25 protein-coding genes are annotated in these 24,976 nt (G+C 40.6%); 10 read left to right on the top strand and 15 right to left on the bottom strand.

The features are described from left to right. Positions 1-10 precede the first annotated feature (10 nt). Positions 11-1,018 carry a methyltransferase gene (locus tag CAP51_RS02380; RefSeq protein WP_087619149.1) on the bottom strand — a complete coding sequence of 336 codons (1,008 nt, stop codon included), beginning with the start codon at positions 1,016-1,018 and terminating at the stop codon, positions 11-13. A 51-nt stretch (positions 1,019-1,069) separates the two neighbouring features. Next, positions 1,070-2,434 carry a uracil-xanthine permease family protein gene (locus CAP51_RS02375; RefSeq protein WP_087619148.1) on the bottom strand — a complete coding sequence of 455 codons (1,365 nt, stop codon included), beginning with the start codon at positions 2,432-2,434 and terminating at the stop codon, positions 1,070-1,072. Positions 2,435-2,612: 178 nt separating this feature from the next. Between CAP51_RS02375 and typA the strand changes: the two genes are divergently transcribed. Continuing rightward, entirely contained in the window at positions 2,613-4,448 is a 1,836-nt protein-coding gene (gene typA, locus CAP51_RS02370) for a translational GTPase TypA (RefSeq protein ID WP_087619147.1), read from the top strand. Between the two features lie 225 nt (positions 4,449-4,673). On the opposite strand, the gene secB is transcribed toward typA, so the two are convergent. From secB to rsgA, 4 genes are all read right to left on the bottom strand, one after another. Next, complete coding sequence (gene secB, locus CAP51_RS02365; RefSeq protein ID WP_087619146.1) at positions 4,674-5,135, bottom strand: protein-export chaperone SecB; 462 nt, start codon at positions 5,133-5,135, stop codon at positions 4,674-4,676. Between the two features lie 33 nt (positions 5,136-5,168). Next, positions 5,169-5,429: a glutaredoxin 3 gene (grxC, locus tag CAP51_RS02360; RefSeq protein WP_087619145.1), complete on the bottom strand. Its 261-nt coding sequence runs from the start codon at positions 5,427-5,429 to the stop codon at positions 5,169-5,171. A 16-nt stretch (positions 5,430-5,445) separates the two neighbouring features. After that, on the bottom strand, positions 5,446-5,853 hold the full coding sequence (locus CAP51_RS02355; RefSeq protein ID WP_087619144.1) for a rhodanese-like domain-containing protein: 408 nt from the start codon (positions 5,851-5,853) through the stop codon (positions 5,446-5,448). Between the two features lie 89 nt (positions 5,854-5,942). After that, positions 5,943-7,016, bottom strand: coding sequence for a ribosome small subunit-dependent GTPase A (rsgA, locus tag CAP51_RS02350; RefSeq protein ID WP_087619143.1), 1,074 nt, complete (start codon positions 7,014-7,016; stop codon positions 5,943-5,945). A 130-nt stretch (positions 7,017-7,146) separates the two neighbouring features. Here rsgA and orn point away from each other — a divergent pair, with 130 nt between their 5' ends. The 4 genes from orn (at position 7,147) to thrH (ending at position 10,423) form a co-directional block, all read left to right on the top strand. Further along, positions 7,147-7,704: an oligoribonuclease gene (gene orn, locus CAP51_RS02345; RefSeq protein ID WP_087619142.1), complete on the top strand. Its 558-nt coding sequence runs from the start codon at positions 7,147-7,149 to the stop codon at positions 7,702-7,704. A 225-nt stretch (positions 7,705-7,929) separates the two neighbouring features. Then, a complete protein-coding gene (locus tag CAP51_RS02340; RefSeq protein ID WP_087619141.1) occupies positions 7,930-8,661 on the top strand; it encodes a Bax inhibitor-1/YccA family protein in 732 nt (243 codons plus the stop codon). Positions 8,662-8,823: 162 nt separating this feature from the next. Next, positions 8,824-9,627, top strand: coding sequence for an enoyl-ACP reductase FabI (locus CAP51_RS02335; protein ID WP_087619140.1), 804 nt, complete (start codon positions 8,824-8,826; stop codon positions 9,625-9,627). Between the two features lie 178 nt (positions 9,628-9,805). Further along, positions 9,806-10,423 (top strand): bifunctional phosphoserine phosphatase/homoserine phosphotransferase ThrH, encoded by a 618-nt coding sequence (thrH, locus tag CAP51_RS02330; RefSeq protein WP_087619139.1) that lies wholly within the window; start codon positions 9,806-9,808, stop codon positions 10,421-10,423. A gap of 81 nt (positions 10,424-10,504) precedes the next feature. On the opposite strand, the gene CAP51_RS02325 is transcribed toward thrH, so the two are convergent. The 3 genes from CAP51_RS02325 to purM form a co-directional block, all read right to left on the bottom strand. Further along, entirely contained in the window at positions 10,505-11,995 is a 1,491-nt protein-coding gene (locus CAP51_RS02325; RefSeq protein WP_087619138.1) for a long-chain fatty acid transporter, read from the bottom strand. Positions 11,996-12,314: 319 nt separating this feature from the next. Then, on the bottom strand, positions 12,315-12,938 hold the full coding sequence (gene purN / locus CAP51_RS02320; protein ID WP_087619137.1) for a phosphoribosylglycinamide formyltransferase: 624 nt from the start codon (positions 12,936-12,938) through the stop codon (positions 12,315-12,317). Between the two features lie 3 nt (positions 12,939-12,941). Then, the gene (gene purM / locus CAP51_RS02315) at positions 12,942-14,012 is read right to left on the bottom strand and encodes a phosphoribosylformylglycinamidine cyclo-ligase (RefSeq protein WP_087619136.1); all 1,071 of its coding nucleotides are present in this window, start codon (positions 14,010-14,012) and stop codon (positions 12,942-12,944) included. 143 nt (positions 14,013-14,155) lie between these two features. Here purM and CAP51_RS02310 point away from each other — a divergent pair, with 143 nt between their 5' ends. From CAP51_RS02310 to CAP51_RS02295, 4 genes are all read left to right on the top strand, one after another. Then, positions 14,156-15,343, top strand: coding sequence for an AI-2E family transporter (locus tag CAP51_RS02310; RefSeq protein ID WP_087619135.1), 1,188 nt, complete (start codon positions 14,156-14,158; stop codon positions 15,341-15,343). 35 nt (positions 15,344-15,378) lie between these two features. Next, positions 15,379-16,086, top strand: a complete 708-nt coding sequence (locus tag CAP51_RS02305) for a DnaA ATPase domain-containing protein (protein ID WP_087619134.1) — start codon at positions 15,379-15,381, stop codon at positions 16,084-16,086. Between the two features lie 116 nt (positions 16,087-16,202). After that, positions 16,203-18,056, top strand: a complete 1,854-nt coding sequence (rbtA, locus tag CAP51_RS02300) for a rhombotarget A (RefSeq protein WP_087619133.1) — start codon at positions 16,203-16,205, stop codon at positions 18,054-18,056. A 14-nt stretch (positions 18,057-18,070) separates the two neighbouring features. Then, entirely contained in the window at positions 18,071-20,497 is a 2,427-nt protein-coding gene (locus CAP51_RS02295; protein ID WP_087619132.1) for a CSLREA domain-containing protein, read from the top strand. Between the two features lie 54 nt (positions 20,498-20,551). Here CAP51_RS02295 and CAP51_RS02290 read toward each other — a convergent pair whose 3' ends face one another. The 5 genes from CAP51_RS02290 to CAP51_RS02270 all read right to left on the bottom strand — a co-directional run bounded on the left by CAP51_RS02290 (position 20,552) and on the right by CAP51_RS02270 (position 23,892). Further along, the gene (locus tag CAP51_RS02290; RefSeq protein WP_087619131.1) at positions 20,552-20,947 is read right to left on the bottom strand and encodes a hypothetical protein; all 396 of its coding nucleotides are present in this window, start codon (positions 20,945-20,947) and stop codon (positions 20,552-20,554) included. After that, positions 20,937-21,254 (bottom strand): hypothetical protein, encoded by a 318-nt coding sequence (locus CAP51_RS02285; RefSeq protein ID WP_140404393.1) that lies wholly within the window; start codon positions 21,252-21,254, stop codon positions 20,937-20,939. Before CAP51_RS02285 ends, CAP51_RS02290 begins: the two co-directional genes overlap by 11 nt. A 10-nt stretch (positions 21,255-21,264) precedes the next feature. Then, positions 21,265-21,882: an RNA polymerase sigma factor gene (locus CAP51_RS02280; protein ID WP_087619867.1), complete on the bottom strand. Its 618-nt coding sequence runs from the start codon at positions 21,880-21,882 to the stop codon at positions 21,265-21,267. Positions 21,883-22,032: 150 nt separating this feature from the next. After that, entirely contained in the window at positions 22,033-22,806 is a 774-nt protein-coding gene (locus tag CAP51_RS02275; protein WP_087619129.1) for a TrmH family RNA methyltransferase, read from the bottom strand. Between the two features lie 108 nt (positions 22,807-22,914). Continuing rightward, positions 22,915-23,892 (bottom strand): class 1 fructose-bisphosphatase, encoded by a 978-nt coding sequence (locus tag CAP51_RS02270; RefSeq protein ID WP_087619128.1) that lies wholly within the window; start codon positions 23,890-23,892, stop codon positions 22,915-22,917. A gap of 191 nt (positions 23,893-24,083) precedes the next feature. On the opposite strand from CAP51_RS02270, the gene CAP51_RS02265 reads away from it, so the two are divergent. Next, positions 24,084-24,290: an NF038105 family protein gene (locus CAP51_RS02265; RefSeq protein WP_087619127.1), complete on the top strand. Its 207-nt coding sequence runs from the start codon at positions 24,084-24,086 to the stop codon at positions 24,288-24,290. 98 nt (positions 24,291-24,388) lie between these two features. Here the strand turns inward: CAP51_RS02265 and pal are convergent, their stop codons facing one another. Further along, entirely contained in the window at positions 24,389-24,970 is a 582-nt protein-coding gene (pal, locus tag CAP51_RS02260; RefSeq protein WP_087619866.1) for a peptidoglycan-associated lipoprotein Pal, read from the bottom strand. Positions 24,971-24,976 lie beyond the last annotated feature (6 nt).

Here is a 24,976-nt window from a genome sequence, read left to right as displayed (position 1 = left end):
CTGATGAAGATTACTTTTTATTGGCATAAAAAATTTTAAAACCGTTTTGATCAGATTTAATTTGACAATGCCCAAAGCTGTTTTCGATAAACGGCTGATAATTTAGAAAACGGTTAGCCACAATCCATAATTCCCCGGCAGGTTTTAATAGATTTTTTGAAAATTGGCAGAGGTTTTCACTGGCCTGATAATGGGTTTTGATCCCTTGATGAAAGGGTGGGTTACTGACAATCGCATTAAAACGATCATCAACATCCCGAATATCAGTAATGGCAATGGTGGTCAGCTGGGTTGTGAGATTGTTTCTGGCAAAGGTGAGCTGTGTAGAATGTAAGGCAAAAGCATCAATATCTACCGCAGTCATATGATTTTTGGGATTTAATTTTGCCAATATGGCAGAGATGATTCCTGCGCCACAGCCAAAATCCAGAATTTTTCCTGCTTTGACCTGTGCTAAAAATGGCAGAATTTGTTGTGTTCCAATATCCAGATGATCCTGACTAAATACACCAGGTAAAGCACAAATATCCAGATGGGTCTGGTTAAATGTATATTGATAATGTTTAAGCCATGCCTCTAGCGGTTTTACTTGATGCTGCTGCTGGATTTTGATTTGCCAGAGTTGACAATGACGTGCACTATCAATTTTAACAGGCTTAGCAAAAGCCTGTAATTGTTTTGCTGCACCTTCAATGCCGGCCTTTTTCTCACCCACCAGAAAAATCGGTTTATCCTGTCCTAATATTGCAGCGCAATGTTCAAGCACATAGTTGAGTAATTCTTTGGCTTTGGGAATAAAAATAATCACCTGATCAAAGGATTGCTGTGGCGGGACAATATCAAATACACTGTGATAACCGGATTGCAAAAAGTATTGATGGTCGGCAAAGTTCCAGCTCCAGATCGAAATTGTCGCATCTAGTGATTGGCTAAGTTGATCCTGAGGTGGATTGACCAATAAAATATTGCCTGAAAATAGTTCAGGTTGCCGTAGAAGCACTTCACTTTTTGCATCCATCGTTACACACCTCAGTTTTAAAGCTTCATTACAAATGCTTAATTAAATACTTTATTCAGATTTTGTATCTGGTAAAACGAAATTCAGAATCAATGCAGCGATGCCGCCGGTTGCCACACCCGAACTAAAAATATTACGGATAATCTCGGGCATATGTTTCAAAAAGTCCGGCACCTGTGCAATACCAAGCCCTAAACCTAATGATACGGCAATAATTAACAAGGCACGTCGATCCAGTTTAATCCCGGCCAGAATATTAATCCCGGAAGCAGCAACTGCACCAAACATGACCATCACAGCACCGCCCAAAACCGCCTGTGGTACTGCCTGAACCACGGCTGCGATTTTAGGGAATAAACCCAAAATAATCAGCATTGCGGCAATCCATAGCCCCACATAACGGCTGGCAACACCAGTCAGTTGAATGACACCATTATTCTGGGCAAAAACCGAACTTGGAAAGGTATTGAATATGCCGGCCAGAAAAGAATTTGCACCGTTGACCAGTACACCGCCTTTGATCCGTTGCATCCAAATTGGTCCGCTCACGGGTTCTTTGGAAATCTTGCTGGTGGCAGTAATATCTCCAATCGCTTCCAGTGAGGTCACAAGATAAATAAAGGCGAGTGGAATAAACAATGACCAGGAGAAACTCAAGCCAAAATGCAAAGGTGTTGGTAACTGAAAAGTGGGTGCCTGACCAAGGGCAGTAAAATCCAGATGCCCCATAAAGGCTGCGAGAATATACCCGATTACCAAGGCAATTAAAATAGCCGAGCTTTTAATCCAGATGATTGAAATACGATTCAATAGAATAATAATTGCCAGTACACTACATGACATGATGATATTATCACTATTGGCAAAACTGCCATCGCCCAACGCAGCGTAACCCCCGCCCATACTGATCAGTCCCTCTTTGATCAGGGTTAATCCGATGAGTAACACCACAATACCGGTGACCAGTGGAGTAATCAGCATCTTGATCCAGGGCAGAATACGTGACACACCCATTTCAATAAATGCGCCGCAGATCACCACACCAAAAATTGCAGCCATGACCTGTTGATAAGGCGTGCCATTGGCAATCATCACTGAACCAATCGCCATGATCGGACCAATAAAATTAAAACTGGTGCCTTGTACAATCAGTAATCCCGCACCGAATGGTCCGACGCGTTTGCATTGTAAAAAAGTTGCAATTCCGGAAATCATTAGCGACATCGATAAAATCATGGTGGTTTCATGTGCGGGGACACCCAAAGCACCACAAATGAGCAAACCCGGCGTCACAATCGGCACTAAAATCGCAAGTAAATGTTGTAATGCTGCAAAAAAAGCTGCGAGTGGTCTAGGGCGTGCATCAATGCCGTAAATTAGATCGTGTTTAGAGGAATCTTGAGATAATTCAGTCATGTAAAAAATACATTGTGGTAGCGAAAACAGCGTATTCTAAAGGAGAGCCCGTCAATGAGAAAGAAAAAAACATAAAAATTATGAAAACTGGTCAAAATGTCGTGAAACTGTCACTACTCAAGACTATGCTTTTTGCTGTATAATTTGTCCTCAAATTTTTTGGTAGCATTCAAAGTCCATGTCAGATATTAAAAATCTTCGTAACATCGCAATTATTGCGCACGTTGACCACGGTAAAACCACATTAGTCGATAAACTTTTACAACAGTCTGGTGCACTTGGTGACCGAGCGGGCGAGATTGAGCGTGTCATGGATTCGAATGCGCTTGAAAGTGAGCGTGGGATTACCATTCTTGCAAAGAATACATCTATTACTTGGTTGGATAAACGTACTGATACCACTTACCGTATCAACATCGTTGACACCCCGGGACACGCCGACTTTGGTGGTGAAGTAGAACGTGTACTGTCTATGGTTGACTGTGTATTACTGTTGGTTGATGCACAAGAAGGCCCAATGCCACAAACTCGTTTTGTGACACAAAAAGCTTTTGCGCGTGGTTTAAAACCAATCGTAATTATCAACAAGGTTGACAAACCAAGTGCGCGTCCAGACTGGGTGATCGATCAGGTGTTTGACCTGTTTGATAACCTTGGTGCAACTGATGAACAGTTAGACTTCCCAATCGTATATGCTTCAGGCTTACGTGGTGTTGCTGGCCCTGCGCCTGAAGAACTTGCCGCAGATATGACACCATTGTTTGAAACAATTGTGGATATCGTTGAACCACCAGCAGTTGATGCTGATGGTCCATTCCAGATGCAAATTTCATCACTGGACTATAATAGTTTTGTTGGTGTTATTGGTGTTGGTCGTATTCAGCGTGGTTCGGTGAAATTAAATACACCAGTTACAGTGATCGACAAAGAAGGTAAAACCCGTAATGGCCGTATCCTGAAAATCATGGGTTACCATGGACTGGAACGTGTGGATGTGGAAGAAGCATCAGCAGGGGACATCGTTTGTATCACAGGTATTGATGCATTAAATATTTCCGATACTATCTGTGATCCGAAAAATGTTGAAGCATTGCCACCATTGTCTGTTGATGAACCAACTGTATCGATGACATTCCAAGTGAATAACTCACCGTTTGCTGGTAAAGAAGGTAAATTTGTGACTTCACGTAATATTCGTGAACGTTTGGATCGTGAGTTGATTCACAACGTGGCACTTCGTGTTGAAGATACCGATAGCCCTGACCGTTTCAAGGTGTCTGGTCGTGGTGAACTTCACCTTTCCGTATTGATCGAAAATATGCGTCGTGAAGGCTTTGAAATGGGCGTATCACGTCCACAAGTAATCATCAAGGAAATTGATGGTGAAAAACAAGAGCCATATGAAAACGTGACTTTTGATGTGGAAGAACAACATCAAGGTGCTGTAATGGAACAAATGGGTCACCGTAAAGGCGAAATGACCAATATGGAAGTCGATGGTAAAGGTCGTATCCGTATTGAGGCAACTGTACCTTCACGTGGTCTGATCGGTTTCCGTTCTGAATTCTTAACCATGACTTCCGGTACAGGGATCATGACATCAAGCTTTTCACATTATGGTCCGGTAAAACAAGGTACCGTTGCGAAACGCCAAAATGGTGTATTAATTTCCATGGTAGCAGGAACTTGCTTGGGTTATGCATTATTTAGCTTACAGGATCGTGGTCGTTTGTTTGCCAAACCACAGCTGGAAGTGTATGAAGGTATGATTGTAGGGATTAACTCTCGTTCAGACGACATGGTTGTCAACCCAACCAAAGCTAAACAATTGACCAACGTGCGTGCATCCGGTACAGATGATGCCTTGACTTTGGTCCCTGCAATTGAATATACGCTTGAACAGGCACTTGAGTTTATCGAAGATGATGAGCTGGTTGAAGTAACACCAAAATCAATTCGTATCCGTAAACGTTACCTGACTGAAAATGAACGTAAACGTGCGGGTCGTAATTAATTTCAATAGGTCTGAATAGACGTATTAAACAAAAAAACACCTTATCGGTTTGATTCTGATAAGGTGTTTTTTAATGCTTGCTAGATTGATGTTTTAGATACTGAATTTAAAGCATAAAAAAATGGAAATGATCATTGTCATTTCCATTTTTTCTACACCAATATTAGCGTTAAAACATCAGACTTTAAATTGAAGAAAGATGTTTATCTGGTTAGGTTTGTTTGATTAAGCCTGACCTTCCGCATCTGCTTGTTGTAAGCGTTGGATATTCGCTTCAAACTCAGCATCAAAGTTAATTGGGCTAAGCAATAATTGTGGGAAGCTACCTTTGCTGACCAAATCATTCACTGCTTCACGTAGGAAAGGGAACAGAATATTTGGGCAATATGCACCTAAAATATAAGGTAGACGTTCTTGCTCAACATTTTCAATTAAGAAAATTCCGGCTTGTGTTACATCAACAATAAATGCAGTCTCATCGCCATTGGTTGCAGTGACCACAACTTTTAATGCCACTTCATAATGTGTTGGATCAAGTTGTTCGGCAGCAGAAGACAGATTAATCCCCAATTCAGGTTGCCATTCCTTAGTAAATACTTTTGCCCCAGGTACTTCAAAAGAAGCATCTTTTACATAAATACGTTCAAGCGCAAGTTGTGATTGTGCTGCTTGTTGTTCTTCGCTCATTGTTAAATCCTTGATTAAATGGAAAGTAAGTGCTTAGCTGTTTAAAAGCTGATCAAGCTGACCCTGACGCTCTAAGGCATAAAGCTGGTCAAAGCCGCCAATAAATTGATCATTAATAAAAATCTGTGGTACGGTACGATGATTGGTGCGTTGCATCAATTCGCTACGTACTTCTGCTGGTTCGGTCGATAAATTAATTTCTTGGTATGCAATCCCTTTACGTTCGAGCAATTGTTTGGCACGAATACAATAAGGGCATACGGTTGTAGAATAAACAACAACATTTGCTGTCATGATTGTACGCTCCAATTTATTTAGATTTGACTAAAGGTAAACCCTGACCTTTCCAGTTGATAATTCCACCATCTAAGCGGTAACTATCCTGATGCCCAACTTTTTGTAATGCAGTACCTGCAACCTGACCCATATTACAAATAAAGATCAAAGGGCGATCAGTGGCTTTTAATTCTTCTACGTGTTTTTCAAGTTGACTATAAGGGATATTACGACTACCGCTAATATGTCCTTGTTTAAAGTCTTTACTGTCACGTAAATCGATTAGCATGGCATTTTGTGCTTTCGTTAAGATACCTAAAGATTGTGGTGAAATTTTACGACCACTACGACGGCTTTCAAACACGAAGAATAGGATAATCAAAACACCCAGGATGCCAAACAAAATTGGGTGATTACCCATAAATTCGAACCAACGTTCCACAATTCACCTTATGTTAATATCTAAATCGAGCACAGTATAACGCATATATGGTGCTATAAAATCGAACTTCAAGCGCATTTAATCGCAATTTAAGATTTTTCTGCATCCTCAAGTTCATTCAACAGACGATTCATACTATCCAGTCGTCGTTGCAGTACCAGCCCCTGAGCTGCGGCATCGCGTAAAGCACATTTTTTTTCATGTTGATGGGTACAGTTACGGAATTGGCATTGCCCGTAAAATGGCTCAAACTCCGGAAAACCTGCATAAATATTCTTTTCGCTCAAATGCCATAAACCAAATTCACGAATCCCCGGAGAGTCAATCAATGCACCCTGTTTGCCAAACTGAATTAAACGAGTCGAAGTTGTGGTGTGTTGCCCGAGTGCTGAGTTTTCAGAAATAATATTGGTCTTTTGTGCAGCTTCTGGAATCATGGTATTGATTAAAGAGCTTTTACCTACACCGGATTGCCCGACAAATACCACAGTTTGATTTTGAATCTTTTGCGATAAATATCGTGGGTGATATGGGCTGTCTTCGGCTGCATTAGCTTGTGTGATACAGGTGTCATAGCCCAGTTGCTGATATTGTTCCAGCAATGTTTTGGCTTGGGAATCTGCGCTTAATAAATCTGCCTTATTGAGCACCAATAATGGTTGAATACCAGCATTCTCACAAGCGACCAGATAGCGATCAAGTAAGCCTGCCGAAGGTTCGGGTGAGGGTGCAAAGACAATCACAATTAAACTGACATTCGCTGCAACAGGTTTTAATTTATGATACCGATCAGGGCGGCTTAATAAAGATGTACGCGGATGTAGAGCGGTGATCACACCCAGACCGGTATTAGGGTCGGCTTGCCAAGTTACACGATCACCAGTAATTAATGCATCCAGATTGGTGCGGGTATGACAACGCCAGATATCACCAAGTTGAATGGGACGCCAGAAGGCTTCGGGTTCACCTTCAACAATTTGAGGTGCGGCAGGTGGGGATTTTGGCAATGAGCAGACTTGTACTTCCAACTGACGTCCATAATGTTGCACAATCAGACCTTCGATATCTAAATCATGATCGAATTCTTGTTGACGATTTTTTTGCTGCTTTTCAATACGGCGTTGTTGCTGTTCGGTTAAACGTCGCTTACGAATTAAAGCCATTCATCCTCGATATCATCATAAAAAAACTGGAATAGGCAAAAATAGCATGAAGACCAGGTATATTTACAGTGTGCAACAAAAAATTTTGCTAATATGTATAGTGAAACAAACAGGATAAGTAAGAATTTTCATGAGCAGCACTGCCGACACACGTTTAATCTGGATTGATCTTGAAATGACAGGTTTAGATACAGATAAAGATCAGATTATTGAAATTGCAACAATTATTACTGATGATGAGCTGAATATTCTCGCTGAAGGGCCAGTATTGGCGATTCATCAATCAGATCAAATCTTGAATGCTATGGATGAATGGAATACACGTCAGCATGGGCAATCGGGTTTGATTGAACGTGTACGACGTAGTCAGTTAACGGCGCGTGATGCCGAACAACAAACCATTGATTTTCTAAAAAAATGGGTCAATGCAAAGATTTCTCCAATGTGCGGTAACTCAATTTGTCAGGATCGCCGTTTTATGCATCGATTGATGCCGGAACTGGAACAATATTTTCACTATCGCAATCTGGATGTGTCTTCGGTAAAAGAGTTGGCAAAGCGCTGGCGTCCTGAAATCATGAGTGGTTTAAAGAAAGATGCATCCCATCTGGCTTTAGATGATATTCGTGATTCTATTCGTGAGCTAAAATATTACCGTGAATACTTTTTTCGTGTCGAACAAAAATAATCTTATGATTCAAAATATTGGGTCTATATAGTTTGAAGTCGATTAAACTGATGCTTACTTTAAGTGGGCATCTTTAAACGCATTACGAGATAAAATAAATATACAAATTTTACATTGTTTTATGCTACATTGGTCCAATTAAATAAAGTGTGGTACAGCATCGCTGTATCTTCGTTGTGTTTTGAATTTTATAATTTACAATCAGTTTAATGGGACATCAGTTTTATGCAAAGTAATAACCCTATTCTTTCTCGTGTGGAAGTCAGGGCAGATTATAGCCACCCTATGAGTGTTGAAGGGGCTGTGCAAAAATCTGTCATGCTTACCATTATTGCGGCACTGGTCGGTGTTGCATTTTATATTTATTGTGCCATGACTGGCGCTTATGGCATCGCAAACGCTGGTTTATTAGTCGGTGCAATTGGTTCTTTTGTCGTGGCAATGATTGCAACCTTTAAAACCAATCTTGCACCAAGTCTGGCTGTGCCTTATGCATTACTAGAAGGTGTATTTCTGGGTGGTATTTCCCTGTTTTTTGAAATGCGTTATCCGGGAATTGCATCACAGGCATTATTGGCAACATTTGCCAGTGCATTAACCATGTTTGCCTTATATCGCTTTGGCATTATTAAAGCTACAGCGAAATTTAAGGCTGTGGTGATTTCTGCCAGTATTGCCATTCTGGCGGTATTTGTAGTGCAGTGGATTATGACGCTGGCATTTGGTAGTTCAATTCCAGGATTGTTTGAAAGTTCTTGGTTAGGCATTGGTTTTGCTGTATTTGTTGCAATCATTGCTTCACTTAACTTGATTCTGGACTTTGATCTGATTGAGAATGGCGCTGCTAATGGTGCACCTAAAAGTTTTGAATGGGTTTGTGCGATCGCTTTATTAGCAACACTGGTCTGGATGTATATTTCCTTCCTGCGTTTGATCGGGCTACTCAATAACGATTAAGCTTGAGACTTATTTTATGCATTAGCGTATAAATGAAAAATAGCCTTGCCAACCGCAAGGCTATTTTTTTTGTTTCCAAAATTTTGGAAGATTTCAACCTTTACTTTGCTAGTGAATATTCGGCATGATGGATAAGTTTTTAGATGGTTTGAGATTGTTCATATGAGTCAAGGGTTATTAGCAGGAAAACGCTTTTTAGTTGCTGGGATTGCCAGTAAATTATCGATTGCTTATGGTATTGCTCAAGCACTTCATCGGGAAGGTGCAGAACTTGCATTCACCTACCCAAATGAAAAATTAAAAAAGAGGGTGGATGACTTTGCCGCACAATTGGGTTCAAATCTCGTATTTGCCTGTGATGTCGCTGATGATGCACAAATCGAACAGGCATTTGCTGATCTGGCACAACATTGGGATGGTTTGGACGGTGTGATTCATTCTATTGGTTTTGCACCTGCCGAAACATTGGATGGCGACTTTACTGAAGTGACCAGTCGTGAAGGATTTAAAATCGCGCACGACATCAGTTCATACAGTTTCATTGCTATGGCGCGTGCAGCCCGTCCATTGTTAACAGCCCGCCAAGGTTGTTTGTTGACACTGACTTATCAGGGTTCAGAGCGCGTGATGCCAAACTATAATGTTATGGGACTGGCAAAAGCATCTCTCGAAGCTGGCGTACGTTATCTGGCCTCAAGTCTTGGCGCGGAAGGTATTCGTGTTAATGCAATTTCCGCAGGTCCAATTCGTACATTGGCGGCAAGTGGTATTAAATCTTTCCGTAAAATGCTGGATGTCAATGAAAAAACTGCACCATTACATCGTAATGTCACCATCGAAGAAGTAGGAAATGCTGCCTTATTCTTGTGTTCACCATGGGCATCAGGGATTACTGGAGAAATTCTCTATGTAGATGGTGGATTTAGTACAGTAGGAATGAGTGCTGCCTTATTGAATGAAGAGTAAAACACTTGATCCGATGATGGATATTCCGCTCTATTAAGGGCGGATTTCTTTTTTAACGACAGCTGATTTGCCTTTCAGTTCAAAATAAAATCATATTAAATTTAATGTGCTAAGTTAATAAATTATAGGCTTTATGATAATATGCCGAGCAAACATCAGCCAACTTTGAGAACGTCACATGGAAATTGTTTGTTTAGATTTAGAAGGTGTATTGGTCCCGGAAATCTGGATTAATTTTGCCAAAAAAACTGGGATTAAAGAACTGGAAGCCACCACGCGTGATATTCCAGACTACGATGTGCTGATGACACAACGCTTAAATATTTTAAAACAACATAATCTGGGGCTGCCTGATATTCAGGCTGTGATTGCTGAAATGGGGCCATTACCAGGGGCAAAAGAATTTGTAGAATGGGTACGTACACATTTTCAACTCATTATTTTATCAGATACCTTTTATGAGTTTGCTCATCCATTAATGCAACAGCTAGGCTGGCCAACGATTTTTTGTCATAAGCTGGAAACTGATGCACAAGGTAATGTGACAGCGTACAAACTACGTCAGCCTGATCAAAAACGTCAGGCGGTTAAGGCATTACATGGTTTGAATTTTCGTGTGATTGCCGCAGGCGATTCGTATAATGACACAACCATGCTAGGTGAAGCTGATCACGGCTTCTTATTTGATGCACCAGACAATGTCATTGCCGAGTTTCCACAATTCCCGGCAATTCATGGCTATGATGCTTTAAAAGAAGCGATTCGTTCAGTCTCACAACGCAATATTCCTGCTTAATCATATAAAAATAAGCAAAAAAATAGGGCATTTGAAATGCCCTATTTTTTATCTTAAAGTGAAATATATTGAATTGAAAACTTAGAAGCGATAGCCAAGTTTTAAACCATAAGCGATCGCATTATTGTCGCTAAATTTTGCAACATATTCTTCACCACCTGATTGAGCACCAGTTTGCGCTTTGGCATCACCTAACCAGAAGTATTTTACACCACCGGCAACAAAGTAATTAGGCGCTGGGCTATATTGTAAACCTAAGCCAACATTCCAGTAACCTTCGGTCGGACCAAGTGTAGTGACTGGATTACCGGCACCACTATCCCAGCCCACAGAAACATTCCCAGCCCATTTATCACTGAATTTACGTCCTACACCTGTGGTTACAGACCATTGATCATCTGAATATTCAACCAGATTAAAGCCATTCGGCCGTGAAACTAGTGGACCCACAGCTTCTGATGTTAAACCAAACTGATAGGGTCTAATCGAAAAATCTTTCCAGTTTACCCAGCGGATATTCGCAAATGCAACGGTATCTGCCATGATGCCTGATTGTAAATCCAGATTTACAGACTGAGGTGTGGTAATGCTGGTTTTACCTGGAGTACCTGTAATCGTTGTCGGATCCATTCCTAACAGACTAAGTGCAGAGATTGCCGAAATATTTTCTTTAACATTAATATCATAGTCAATTTTTGAGCGATAAGTTAAAGATGCTTTTAAGGCAATTTCAGGAATTTGATAAGCAACACCTGCCAACCAGCCCCATGCATCTTCTTCAGGGATAACAGCATCATAACCATTAAATAAGCTATAGGCTTGACCACGCAAATTAACTTGACCCTTAATTTTTTGCAGAACCGGACCTGCATAGAAGTTCCAGTTTTCATTTGGTTGGAAACCGAACAAGAAACTTAAATTTTGAGTGGTCACTTTAACATTGGTTGCACCTTTGCCTAAAAGTGCATTTACACCAGCCAGTCCTTCATCAACTTTGGTGGCAACACCTGCTTTAACAGCGGTATCAATCGCGTTTTTATATGCTTCGCTTGCATTATAACTGGTGAGTGCAGTCGCATAAGCTGCTTGACCAGCAGCAGTAGTTAGATCATAACCTTGAGCTTGTACAGCTGCGCCCACTCGTTGTTCAGTTGTTAATGCATTAAATGTGTTCTCAATAGTACTTGCTCTAAGTGCAGCTAATGAATCTGCGCCTAAAATTGTATTGGAATCATTGGAAACAAATACATTATCACCAGAATATTTTGCATCTGCACCAAAAGGTTGGTCATAGATAATACCGAAAGAAAAATTTTCGGTAGGTTGAAGTTTGATTGCAGCACTACCAAAGAAATAGTCTTTGGCCATATTATCAATTTTATTGTTGGTAGCACTTGTACCACTTTCTTGACCCTGAACATCTGCCGCTAAAACTGAAATACCAGCTTCTGCATAATTTCCAGGTTGTAGAAAAGAAGAAATTGATTGCCCTGAGCGGTCCAGTGCGGCTGCAAAGGCACCAGTCATAGGTAAAGCACATGCAAGTGCAGCAGTAAGCGTCTTGATTTTCATTGTCATCAATCCATGAAAAAGAGGTTTTAAACTAATCTTTAGTGCATCTGCAATGTTGTTTAAGCTTCGTTAAAAAGTAAAAACTGTATGCAAAATGAGTAAAGATGTAGTGATTTCTTCACTATGTACTAAATATAACTGATCTATGAAAAAAAACTAACAAAATTGTAGTGAAAGCCAATGTTTTTTGTTATTTGATTGAAATTTATTCAATTATTTTAGTTACTGGCGAGTTCAAAAAAAATAGATAAGGTCAATTAATAGTCGATAATGAAAAATAGATTATGCTTGAAGAGAATTGAATAGTTGTTTTTAACGATTAGTCTAAAAAACGAATCGGTTTTAATAAGGGCTGATTGTTAAGATAGACTTGATGATTATTCCAGATCAGTTGTTTGCTACAGAAATACTGAACAACTTGCGGATAGATAAAATGCTCGAGTTGATGGACACGCTGTGCCAGTGTTTCGATAGTATCATGCGAACTTACAGATAAGATTGCTTGTGCAATAGCTTGTCCTGCATCAAGTTCGGCTGTGACAAAATGGACGGTACAACCATGTAATCTATCACCGGTATTGAGAACCCGCTGATGTGTATGCATGCCCTTATAGGCAGGTAGCAGAGAAGGGTGAATATTCAACATTCGACCTTCCCATTTTTTGACAAAATCAGGTGTCAAAATTCGCATAAAACCTGCGAGTACTACCAAATCAACATGCCATGTCAACAGCTGCTGGTGCATTCGTGCATCAAAACTTTCCCGTGTTGGAAAGTCCTGATGGGAAATGACCGCTGTGTCAATGTTGGCTTGTTTGGCCCGTTCAAGCGCATAGGCATTGCTTCTGTTGCTTAAAACACCAACAATTTCGCCAGAGAGTTTTGCATCAAGCAATGCTTGTAGATTGCTACCGTGACCTGAAACGAGAACCGCGATACGCATAAATTAGGCAAAGATGACACGAATTTTTTCATCAGCATCTTTTACTGATGCTGCATCTGCTTCAATCTCACCGATTTTCCATGCTGTTTCACCCTGACTGGTCAGGATTTCGATGGTACGTTTTGCATCGTTTGCATCAACAGCAATGATCATACCGACACCACAGTTAAAGGTGCGATACATTTCGAATTGTTCAACTTGTCCTTGTTCCTGTAAGAACTTGAACAAAGCTGGCCATTGCCATGATTGCTCGTCAATACGTGCGCGCAAGCCATCTGGAAGGACACGAGGTACATTACCAGGTAATCCACCGCCAGTAATATGTGCCATGGCATGAACATCAACTTGTTTACACAGTTGTAGTACAGGTTTGACATAAATGCGGGTAGGTTCCATCACCACTTGACTTAATGCTTTGCCATCAAGCTCGGTATTTAAATCGATATTCTTGACATCAATGATTTTACGTACCAGAGAATAACCATTCGAATGTGCACCACTTGATGCCAAACCAATGAGTACATCACCCGTTTTGACCTTGGACCCATCAATGATTTTGCTGTGTTCAACCACGCCCACAGAAAAACCGGCAAGGTCGTAATCTTCACCTTCATACATGCCCGGCATTTCGGCAGTTTCACCACCAACCAATGCACAACCTGCAAGTTCACAGCCTACACCGATTCCGGTAACCACATTGGCAGCGACATCAACATTGAGATGTCCGGTTGCATAGTAGTCCAGGAAAAATAAAGGTTCTGCGCCAGTTACCAGAAGGTCATTTACGCACATGGCGACAAGATCCTGACCAATCGTGTCATGCTTGTTCAATTGTAGTGCCAGTCTTAATTTGGTTCCGACACCATCAGTACCGGAAACCAAAACAGGTTCTTCATAACCTTTGGGAATTTTGCACAATGCGCCAAAACCACCGAGTCCACCCATGACTTCAGGGCGTGTCGTCCGTTTTGCTACCGATTTAATTCGCTCGACGAGTAAGTCGCCAGCTTCGATATCGACACCGGCATCTTTGTAGCTTAAGCCAGCGTTTGAAGTAGAAGTTGAGTTGCTCATAAGTGAAGTCTCCGCATTGGCGGCTGATTATACCTGAATCTACAAAACTCTTATGGTTTTTCTCACATAAAATGTTATCTTTTTTAAAAATATTTTACTTAATGCGAGTAAAATACACATCAAAATGATTGAGATACATAATTATGCATGATCCGATGCTAAAAAGAATATTTATCCTTGCAGGAATCGCCAGCTTCTTATGGGTGATCTACTTATTATTACCCGTAGTTCTACCATTCGTCATTGCATTTTTAGTGGCTTATCTGTTTAGTCCACTGGTCGAAAAAATGCAAAAAATTGGTTTACCTCGCTGGCTTGCGATTTCGACGGTTTTTATTTTGATTATTGTTGGATTGACCTTGGTAGGGTGGTTTCTGGTACCGATGATTTGGGCACAGTTGATGTATGCCCGGGATCATATTCCAGAGATGATTCACTGGATTAATGAAACATTTTTACCTTGGGCTGCGACAACCTTTAATCTTGAACCGATGGAAATCAATACTGATGAATTATCGGTATCGATCATGGATTATATTCAAACCAACTATAGTGTAGATAATATTCAGGATATCGCAGTACGACTGGCACAATCGGGCTTAAGCTTTATTCAGATTGGCGGGACTTTGGTACTTGTGCCGATCATTGCCTTTTACTTTTTGTTGGATTGGGAAAAAATGCTGCAACATATGCGTCGTAGTATTCCACGTCCAATGGAAAGCAGCGTGATACAAATTGCCCGGGAATGTCATGAAGTACTTGGCGCTTTTGTTAAAGGGCAATTTCTGGTGATGATTTTGCTCGGTCTGGTCTATGCCGTGGGATTACAATTAATCGGTCTGCATGTTGGATTAATTATTGGTTTGGTGGCCGGATTAGCCAGTATTATTCCTTATCTGGGATTTGCTGTGGGTATTGTTGCAGCAGTGATTGCTTCATTTTTACAGTTTGGCATGGACTGGGTTCATCTGGCACTGGTTTTTCTGGTATTTATGATTGGTCAGGCCGTAGAAGGGTACATTTTACAGCCATTTTTATTGGGCGATAAAATTGGATTGTCTCCGGTTGCTGTCGTATTTTCTGTACTTGCTGGGGCACAATTGCTTGGTTTTGCCGGAATGCTGATTGCTTTACCCGTTGCTGCGGTAATTGTTGTATTATTAAGACATCTCCGTGCCAGTTACGAAAAAAGTCGCTTATATGGGGGACAGCCTGTTACCACAACTGAACACATTGAAAATATTGATTTACATGCTTCGGTGGATCAAGATAAAACCCATTATGATATCACACCGACAAGTGATACCGACAAAGATGATGTTTCCAAATAAACATAGCCATGATACTCAAATGAGGTAAGGTCAACATGCGTCAATTACAGCTTGATATTGAACCTTATTTGGATGCAAAAATAAGTGATTTTGCGGGTCCAAGTTGGGCACCGGTAATTGATAATATTCGACAATTACATACCGGGTTAATCAAGCAGTTTTATATTTATGGTGAAGCTGGAACAGGTAAATCGCATTTATTAAGTGCGATTTGTGACTCTTATCTTGATGTTGGCAAAACAGCAATCAATGTATCATTGCTGGAATTACTCGATGCGCCTGTAGAAGCAATTCATGCATTGGATACCTATGATCTGGTTGCACTCGATGATATCGAAGCAATTAATGGAATGTCACAATGGCAAAAAGCTATTTTTCATCTGATTAATTTAAATTATGAGGGAACAGGGCAACTGGTATTTTCTTCACGCTTTGCTCCGACCGAACTCAAATTACAATTTCCGGATTTACAGTCCCGTCTGACACAGGCAGTGAGTATCCGGATACCCAATGGTCAGCAGTTTAATGATCGACAAGCGCTGTTAAAGGCTGTTATGCTGAGACGCGGTTTGCATTTTGAACAGACAATTGTTGATTACCTGCTATTGCATGGACCGCAAAAAACAGCCACGCTATTACAAACGCTGGAAAAACTTGAGCAATTGCTTAAAGGCGACCAACTTAAGCTTTCAAATGTAAAGTTAAAACAGATTTTTGCATTGATTGATGAGTATAGTCATTAAATTCTGAGATTGACTTGTCTCACTGACAGTGCTGTGAGAAAGTATGTAGGGAAACGGATTGGCATAGTGCTTGCCATAAAAAACAAAAAATAAGGCATTTCTTAAGGAGTAGGTGAATGCTTAAAAAGAGCATTGGTATTGGACTGTTATTTTTAGCTGGGCATTCCTATGCCACGATACAAGTCACGACCACAGAAGATGTGGTCAAAGATGATAATGTCTGTTCTTTGCGCGAAGCGATTACTTATGTCAATGAGTATTTAAGTGATGACGATAAAAAGAAAGCTGGTTATAACGGTTGTGGCGGTGAAGATGCAACCTCAACGATTTTACTAGAATCTGATAAAGTCTATACGCTTGATCAAGCCATAGAAATCAAGGCAGCACTGAGCATACAAACTCAAAATAATGATCTGTCGTCTGATACCGCGAGTATAGGTTTGCACAATGCCACAATTAAAGCATCAGGCAATCACCGTTTATTCACCATTGATGATGGTAAGGCCGATATTAGCCAACTGGCGGTGTATTTAACCCAGGTCAATTTACAGGGTTGTGGTAGTGCAAATATTTGTGCAGACTTAGGTGGCATCATTTACAATCGTGAAGCTTTAACCATTGCCTATGCAAAAATTTCTCAGGGCTATGCCAATCAGGGTGGGGCAATTTATAGTGATGGTTTGATTGCCGGTACTAATACCTATTCCGCTGGTTCTGTGGTCATGAATAACAGCATTCTTACCGAGAACAAAGCAAAAAATGGGGCAGCACTTTATTTAGGTCAGCCATTATTCAGAATCACCTATAGCGTCATTCGTAATAATACAGCGACAGACAGTAATGGCAGTATTATCTATTCGACCAATGCATTTGATGACGAAACTACAGGTACAGAGAGCTTTACTCGCGCAGCCTATATTTTAAATAGTACCCTGTTTAAAAACACGGGCTATCTCATGAATTTGCGTGATGGGGTCTATGCCAATAATGTGACCATTGTTGATAATAGTAAAGGTCTATATTTCGATGCGCCTAAAGGGAAAGCTCATCTTTCCAATAGTATTCTGGCTGGGAACAATAACGCGGATTGCGGCTTTGCATCGGGTGACCAATCTTTATTTTATAATAATTTGGTTGCGAGTCGTGCGTTATGCGGAACAGGCGAGATTGGCAACGAAAATATTGATTTATCAACCCAGCCTAATAATCAATTATTTGCTGGTTCAAGTAGTGAAGGTAGTTGCAATCTTCCTCCAGCCAAAGGCTTATTATGTCCTTTTAAAACGCCGGACAATGCCTTTTTAGGTTTTTTTAAACCAAGATTATTATCGATTTATCAAACAATCCTAGATTCACCTATCATTAACCGTGGTCGTCTATATAGTGATGGTACTGATCAGGGACAGTTTGCTTGTGAAAATACCGATCAGCGTGGCTTGACACGTGCCAATGCGGTGCATTGTGATCTTGGCGCGATTGAGCTCGTCATTAGTTCTGAGAATATCTCTCGTGTCGGTCAAAGTATCTTTTATGGCGAAATTGCTGAAATGAGCATTGCCGATAATCTGGCTGATGGCGAGTTGTTGCCAGCAGAAGAATGTAAAAACGTATTTGGTACGGATAAAGATCCAAATGGTAATCCATGGACCATTGGTTGTCTGCGTATTGAACAAAGTTCGGCAACGCCGCAATCCAAAGGAAAACTTACACTGGACGAAGATGGAAAGCTGGTTTATGTGCCCAACGCCAACTGGCATGGTTTAGATGAGTTTAATTTGAGAATTGTGACCACTGCCTCGCGTTTTTCGGAAGCAGAATCAGATCGTGATATTGTGATTCCAGTCAGAATTATTCAAAACCCACCAGATGATTTTAAAAGCGATAAAATTAAAGTTTCGGGTGGTTCATTTGGTGGACTGAGCATCTTCGGATTATTGTTATTGGCATTACGTCGACGTACAAAAGCTTAACACGGAGCGTTAAGATGAAAAACTATAAAAAAGCCTTGCTCGCAATCTCGGTTCTTGCGACATTTCCATTGATGGCGGCAACATCTGATGACAAGACCATCTATGTGACAACTTTTGATGATGAAGATGGCGAGAATGCCAATGCCTGTTCGTTGCGGGAAGCTTTGACGGCAGCCTATGAAAATAAAGCCTATGGTGGCTGTAGTGCGGGAAAAACTGCTGCAAGTGTTACAGATATTATCCAGTTACAAGCGGGTGTTTATAAAATTACCAAACCTTTGACACCACGATCCTTGGTTAGTATTTATGGCGCTGCTGCGACAAACTGGGATGAAAAGGATTTAATTACTGGCACTTATCCTAAGCGGACTGCGTTAAATAGCACCATTCAAGGTAATGGTAGTTTTGGTTTAATTGATACCACTGCCGGAAAAGCGACCTTAACTTTAAACAATCTTAGATTGACACAAGGTAAATCAACACGCGGCGGAGCAATCCAAACGGGTGGGACATTGTATTTAAATCGGGTGGTGATTGACAACTCCTCGGCGACTGAAAATGGTGGTGCGATTTATCTGGCAGGGATCAATAGTGCGGTTGGTATTACCGATAGTGTATTCTCCGAAAATCAGGCACCTACAGGTGCAGTGCTTGGCATGAGTTGCCTTGATAATCTGGTTTTTACTCCTCGTACGATTACCTTGACCAATTCTTCTGTGATTAAAAATGGTGGTACTAGCAGTAAGAGCGTTTTAAATTTTTGTGGTGAGCCAACGGTTGAATTAAATGCCAATACCATTGCTGAAAATACCGCATCAAGTAATGCCAGTGATGGCGGCAGTATCATTAAATTTACTGGCGATAGCTTGCCGAATAACAATTCCAGTTCAATTCTAAGCAATAGCAGTAGTTTGAGTTTAATTAGCAATACCATTGTGAATAACATTGCCTATAGTACCTTCCTATATGACAGTATTGGTGCGAAGCGGCTAAGATATAATTTATTGGCATACAATCAAGGTTATTCTTGCCGTTATTTACTGGGCGAACTGGCAGAGAAAGCAACGGCCAACGTTGGCTTATGGTATAACGCTCTGGTTAAATCTGCGAATAGTGATGGTTATTGCTATATGCCATATGACACCTTGAAAGATGAAAATACCAATACTGTCGATTTAAGTAATGTTGCTCAGGCAACAGTGCTGACCGGATTACAGGCAGCAACCGATGTTACGGCATTTATGCCGATGTACTTTTTACAGAGTAATGCCAGCAATCCATTGGTCAATTTGGGTGATACCAGTGCAGCATGTAGTAGTGAAGATCAGCGTGGCATTACACGATTGGCAGATAGTCTGCAATTATTGGAAAGCAATAATAATTCCTGTGATATTGGCGCGACCGAATTAGTCCGGCTTTCAGCTTCTGATCTTTCCAATACCAATTCATCTCAAGTTGCACTAATTGATGGTTTTACCGAACAAAAAGATTTTTATCAAAACCTGCTTGATGATAAAAGTACACAGGCAGAATTCCTGACCTATTATAAGATTCAGCGAGATCTATATGCTCAAAAGATCATAGATTACAAAGCAGCGCAAAAATATCGTCAGGTTTATTTCGATGTATTTGCCAATAGTGTGCCGCAGGAAATCCAGAATAATGATGGTTCCCGGGTGATTCAACAGTTTAGTGCAGACCTTTATACGGTGAAAGCTGAAGTCTTGGGGACAGGGCAGGATGTATTTTCATCTGGAAATGTGAATAATCTGCCTAGCGAGAATGATCCAGCGCTCAGATGTGAGTGGAATAGCACACTTCAGCAGTTAGTCATGTACCGGACTGACGACGAGCAATCGGCTGCTGGTGACTATAGTTATTGTAAATATACCATTCAGTTAAAGTCTGATCCATCAATTCAGTCTGTTGGTTTGGCACAAGCTTCTTTTGTGAACATTGCACCGATTGCTGTAGATGATGAATATAGTATGAAGTATGGAACAGATCAGCAAGTTGATCTGGATGTATTGGCCAATGATCACGATAATGGTGATGGTTCATCGGATCAGATCAATTATCCAGCCGGGAAAAAGGCATTTTATGTTTATCCAGATGGGGTGAGTGCGCCAATAAAATTCGGTACGATTGACAGTAACTTAACTATTGTTGCCGAATATAGCAGAGCATGTCCTGATGAGTCTGGAGCCATGTGCTATGGTGGTAAGATTTCGATTAAACCGAAAAATAGCTTTAATAAGTTTAACTATTCCATTACTTACGAGTTTTTTGATGCTGATGCAAAATTATCAAATACTGCAACAGTAAAATTAATTAGTACAGAAAGTAGCAGTGCGAGTAATAGCGGTGGTGGTAGTCTGGGCTGGTTGAGTGTGTTGGCTTTAATGGGTATGGCAGCAGCGCGAAGATACAGAAAGATATAATCATTTTTGATAGAAAAGGCTAAATTTAGCCTTTTCTATTTTTATGTTAAAAAATTAATTGAGACTATATTTTGATAAAATATCACGGCGAATTTGCGCCCGTTTTTCTAAATCTGTCGTGGTTTGTAATTTCTTTTTAATCGCATTGCGTTCCTGTGTACTCATATTTTGCCAGGCAATACGCATACGTTGTTGTTCATCATTACTTAATTGGCAGAACCAGTCCATGCGGTTTTTTAAGTTTAATTGTTGCTCTTCATCACGGATGGATTGGTACGTGCTAATAAGTTGCTGCTGCTGTTCTTTGGTCAGATGATCACATTCATTAAACTGTTGTTCGATATCATCTTCCTTGGATACTTTCCAAAAACGTTCTAATCCTGCATAACTGAAAGCAGTAAAGCTAAGTAAAGACAGAATTAAAACAGTTCGGTGAAGCTTAACTTCCATGAGGAATATCCTCACCTAGAACCAGTAGCATTTCCAGATCATCGGCAAGTTGAGGCGTGAGTTTTGGTGTATTGACCACCATTTTAGGTTGATCATCGTGATTGGGCATCAATGTACTTGGTACAATAGATAGACCAGTAATTGCTGCGGCAAAAGCCAAGCCAACACCCCAGCGATTATATTTTTGGTGGCGTTTTTCTTCAATACGCGCAAACACACCACTGATAACAGCATGTCTTTTGTTTAAATTATCTGCTTTCTGATTCAAAGCATCTATAATTTTATCGTTTAAATCATCTTTTCTCATCGGATGACCCTCAATCATTTGAATTCAAATGTGCTAATGTCATTTTTAAACTTTGTATTGCTCGGTGATAATGGGTTTTTACACTACCTTCGCTACAATCCATGATTTTTGCTGTTGTTGCAGTGTCGAATCCTTCCCATGCCCTTAACATGAATGCCTGTTGCTGACGCACAGGTAATGCCTGTACTGCATTCAGAATTTCATCGGTGGTTAGCTCCTGATCAATTGCATCACTTGGTTCAACCTGATTTTGATCAGGTATGTCTAGTTCTTCATCTTCATCAGATAAAGGGTTGAGACGCAACCATCCAAATCGTTGTGAACGACGTGCTTCTTTTCTACGCCAATCCAGTAACTTGTTGTTTAAAATGGTATAAAATAGGGGATACCATTCATCTGTGGGTTTGTCTGGGTAATTTTGATGTAATGCGATAAAGGCTTCCTGAACCAGATCCATTGCAACATCTTGCTGACCCTGACATGAATTTTCCATCATTACGAGCGCACGACCACTTACCTCTTGCATAAAGAGTTGTAAGCGTTTTTCAAGACTCATTGGCACATCGGTATGTTGTGCAGTATTTTTGGTCTTGGGCATTAAATCCATTGAAATGGAAAGTCCTGTCATATGACAACCCATTTTTCCTCTATGCGCTATATAACGTTCTAAAGAAAAAATCGGTTGACAATAAAATGAATAATTTATGTAGTTTAATGTTATTTTAACCGAAATTGTTTATTTCAAACATAAACACATCTCAATGTTACGTTGCAATAATTATAAGCGTTGTCTGGTCATTTCAAACAGGCAGATCGAGCCGGCAATTGCAACATTTAATGATTCCTGTCCACCTGGCTGAGGGATAGTAACCGCAGTTGCCTGTTGTAGTAAGGTTTCATCGACGCCCTGACCTTCATTACCCAAAATCCAGACACAAGGTGATGTCAGGTCGAGACTATAGATGCTCACAGGACGATGTGAGCTGGTGGCATAAACAGGGATTTTAAAATCAGCTAAAATGGTTTCATATGCAATGGATTCAAATAATGCCAATGAAAAATGTGCACCCATTGCAGCACGCAATACCCGGGGAGACCATATACTTGCAGTTCCCGTTGTGGTCAACACTTGTTTTACTCCCGATGCAGCCGCAGAACGAAGTAAGGTGCCGACATTCCCCGGATCCTGAATCCGATCCAGAATCAAGGTATCTTGTGTACCAGACCAGCGTTGTTCTGTCTGTGGCAAATGAATGATTGCCATGAGTGGTGTGGTTTGAACCAAAGGGCTGACACTTTTGTACAATTGTTCGGTAATGATAAATACCGGGCAGGTAGAAAGTGCCAGTGCATCCTGATTTTCAGGATGTTCAAAACCTTGTTCGGTTGTAAACATGCAATAAGGTTGTTGACCTGTCTGGAGATAGTTTTCCAGAATATGTGCACCTTCAAGTACGGTTTGTTGTTGCTTTTTGCGAAAGCTGGCTTGTTCAATTAATCCACGTAAGTGTTTCAGTTTTGGATTGTCTTTCGATTGGATAAATTGTGGCATATGGTGGCTCAAGCAATATTAGGCTAAATGTAGGGCATGTTAAGATTTGATCTTTGCAATTTATCATATGATCAATTTTCAACATGCCCCAGCCCGAATCAATAAAAATTAAATTTGATGATAACTTACAACACGTTCAACTTCTTCCTTGGAACCTAAAATAACAGGAATACGCTGGTGTAAATTGTTGGGTTGTACATCCATGATATCTTGACGACCAGTCGAAGATTTACCACCAGCTTGTTCGACCAGAAAACTCATTGGATTGGCCTCATACATCAAACGTAAACGTCCAGCTTTTTTAGGGTCTTTTAAATCATATGGGTAAAGGAAAATACCGCCACGTGTCAGGATGCGATGCACATCACCGACCATACACGCGACCCAGCGCATATTAAAGTCCTTGACACGCACACCGGTTTTTCCAGCTTGCAACTCCGAGATATATTGTTGAACAGGTTGTTCCCAGTGACGTTGATTAGAGGCATTAATGGCAAACTCTTGAGTCTCTTGTGGAATCAGAACATTCTCGTTGGTCAATACAAATTCTTTGCTTTCAGGATCAAAGGTAAACATATTAACGCCTTGACCTGTTGTCAGTACCAACATGGTGGAAGGACCGTACAGTACATATCCGGCAGCCACCTGTTTGCGGCCATTCTGGAAAAAATCTTCAGTTGTGACAGGATTGGCCTCTGTTGCCAAAATAGAAAAAATGGTACCAACACACATATTGATGTCGATATTACTTGAACCATCGAGTGGATCAAACAAAACCAGATATTGGCCAGATGCATTTGCCGGTGTTAAGTCATCCAGTTCTTCTGAAGCCAGGGCTGCCACTGCTGGATCATTTTGTAATGCTTCTACCAGCATATCATTGGAAATGACATCCAGTTTTTTTTGTGTTTCACCTTGTACATTTTCATGTTCTGCACTACCCAGTATGCCTGCAAGTGCACCTTTTTGTAATGCTGCATCGATTGCCTGACATGTGGTTGCAATGGTTATTATGACTTGTGATAGATTTTTGGTCAAATGTGTAGATTGTTGTTCGAGGAATTGTGAAAGGGAAACATTTGACATTAAAAAACTCCGAAATTTCTAAAGTGTATAGTATTGCACAAAGTGACTGGAAACCTAATATAGCACAAAAGATTTGTAGCATTTATTGACAACTTTTCGACACAATTTAAGTGATGAAGTGCAGCGGAATGGTTTGCACTTTTGTAGAAACATGCTAATTTGAAATACGTGATAAATTCAGGGAGAATGCTATGACGACCGTAAAATTTGATCAAGTTCCCACTGATGCCGAAAGCACTACAGTAACGGATATTCAACAAGACTCGGTGAAGCAAGCATGGCAAGGCTATGAGGCAAAACCTGAGTATAAGAAGTTTAACAAACACGATATGATCGAATCCATGTTACCTCATGGTACTGATCAAGACGAAAATCTTGTAACACAAAATGAAAAGTAGCTGTATTCAGCTACTTTTTTAATTTATGTCTTAGTCTGGAAGATGGCTTGTCAAGCATTCTATAACATTGGAATGTTAAACAAGCACCCTTTCACAAATTAGCGATTGTTAGGTACAGAAAGTAAAGGTGGAACGGCTTCATAGCTAATCACAACACGACGATTCTCACGCCAAGCTGCTTCATCATGACCATCATTCACAGGTTGTTCCTTACCATAACTGACAGTTTCAAGTTGTGTATCACGAACACCATTTGAAACAAGGAATGCTGCAACAGATTTCGCACGTCGCTCACCGAGTGCCATATTGTATTCACGCGTACCACGTTCATCGGTATGACCAATCAATGCCACTTTAGAGTTGGCATTTGCATTCAAGTACTGTGCATGTGCTTGAAGTGTTTGATAATCATTTTGTGAAAGATCACTACTATCATAATCAAAATGAACCACGCGTTTTGCCAAAAATGGACGATTGGCATCGGTGACCCCAAGAGAAGAACCACCACGTTGATCAATATCTGCATATGGATCAATAGTAGAGGTACTTACACCTGTACCACTAGCTGAACCACTTGGCACAGTACTAGTTGTGTCCGTTGTTGCTGGTTTACGGTTTGCACAACCTGTCATTGCCAGACTACCAACAATCATGGGTAAAAGTAATAATTTATAATTCATTTGCAT

Origin of the sequence: Acinetobacter populi (assembly GCF_002174125.1) — a bacterium.
GTDB classification, from domain to species: domain Bacteria; phylum Pseudomonadota; class Gammaproteobacteria; order Pseudomonadales; family Moraxellaceae; genus Acinetobacter; species Acinetobacter populi.
The sequence above is the reverse complement of the archived record's forward strand: the minus strand, read 5'-3'. Positions and strand labels throughout refer to the sequence as shown.

Excerpts from the sequence above, each read along its gene's own strand:
- CAP51_RS02380 (WP_087619149.1), bottom strand. The coding sequence starts at position 1,018 with ATGGATGCAAAAAGTGAAGTGCTTCTACGGCAACCTGAACTATTTTCA.
- CAP51_RS02375 (WP_087619148.1), bottom strand. The coding sequence starts at position 2,434 with ATGACTGAATTATCTCAAGATTCCTCTAAACACGATCTAATTTACGGC.
- typA (WP_087619147.1), top strand. The coding sequence starts at position 2,613 with ATGTCAGATATTAAAAATCTTCGTAACATCGCAATTATTGCGCACGTT.
- secB (WP_087619146.1), bottom strand. The coding sequence starts at position 5,135 with ATGAGCGAAGAACAACAAGCAGCACAATCACAACTTGCGCTTGAACGT.
- grxC (WP_087619145.1), bottom strand. The coding sequence starts at position 5,429 with ATGACAGCAAATGTTGTTGTTTATTCTACAACCGTATGCCCTTATTGT.
- rsgA (WP_087619143.1), bottom strand. The coding sequence starts at position 7,016 with ATGGCTTTAATTCGTAAGCGACGTTTAACCGAACAGCAACAACGCCGT.
- orn (WP_087619142.1), top strand. The coding sequence starts at position 7,147 with ATGAGCAGCACTGCCGACACACGTTTAATCTGGATTGATCTTGAAATG.
- CAP51_RS02340 (WP_087619141.1), top strand. The coding sequence starts at position 7,930 with ATGCAAAGTAATAACCCTATTCTTTCTCGTGTGGAAGTCAGGGCAGAT.
- CAP51_RS02335 (WP_087619140.1), top strand. The coding sequence starts at position 8,824 with ATGAGTCAAGGGTTATTAGCAGGAAAACGCTTTTTAGTTGCTGGGATT.
- thrH (WP_087619139.1), top strand. The coding sequence starts at position 9,806 with ATGGAAATTGTTTGTTTAGATTTAGAAGGTGTATTGGTCCCGGAAATC.
- CAP51_RS02325 (WP_087619138.1), bottom strand. The coding sequence starts at position 11,995 with ATGAAAATCAAGACGCTTACTGCTGCACTTGCATGTGCTTTACCTATG.
- purN (WP_087619137.1), bottom strand. The coding sequence starts at position 12,938 with ATGCGTATCGCGGTTCTCGTTTCAGGTCACGGTAGCAATCTACAAGCA.
- purM (WP_087619136.1), bottom strand. The coding sequence starts at position 14,012 with ATGAGCAACTCAACTTCTACTTCAAACGCTGGCTTAAGCTACAAAGAT.
- CAP51_RS02310 (WP_087619135.1), top strand. The coding sequence starts at position 14,156 with ATGCATGATCCGATGCTAAAAAGAATATTTATCCTTGCAGGAATCGCC.
- CAP51_RS02305 (WP_087619134.1), top strand. The coding sequence starts at position 15,379 with ATGCGTCAATTACAGCTTGATATTGAACCTTATTTGGATGCAAAAATA.
- rbtA (WP_087619133.1), top strand. The coding sequence starts at position 16,203 with ATGCTTAAAAAGAGCATTGGTATTGGACTGTTATTTTTAGCTGGGCAT.
- CAP51_RS02295 (WP_087619132.1), top strand. The coding sequence starts at position 18,071 with ATGAAAAACTATAAAAAAGCCTTGCTCGCAATCTCGGTTCTTGCGACA.
- CAP51_RS02290 (WP_087619131.1), bottom strand. The coding sequence starts at position 20,947 with ATGGAAGTTAAGCTTCACCGAACTGTTTTAATTCTGTCTTTACTTAGC.
- CAP51_RS02285 (WP_140404393.1), bottom strand. The coding sequence starts at position 21,254 with ATGAGAAAAGATGATTTAAACGATAAAATTATAGATGCTTTGAATCAG.
- CAP51_RS02280 (WP_087619867.1), bottom strand. The coding sequence starts at position 21,882 with ATGACAGGACTTTCCATTTCAATGGATTTAATGCCCAAGACCAAAAAT.
- CAP51_RS02275 (WP_087619129.1), bottom strand. The coding sequence starts at position 22,806 with ATGCCACAATTTATCCAATCGAAAGACAATCCAAAACTGAAACACTTA.
- CAP51_RS02270 (WP_087619128.1), bottom strand. The coding sequence starts at position 23,892 with ATGTCAAATGTTTCCCTTTCACAATTCCTCGAACAACAATCTACACAT.
- CAP51_RS02265 (WP_087619127.1), top strand. The coding sequence starts at position 24,084 with ATGACGACCGTAAAATTTGATCAAGTTCCCACTGATGCCGAAAGCACT.
- pal (WP_087619866.1), bottom strand. The coding sequence starts at position 24,970 with ATGAATTATAAATTATTACTTTTACCCATGATTGTTGGTAGTCTGGCA.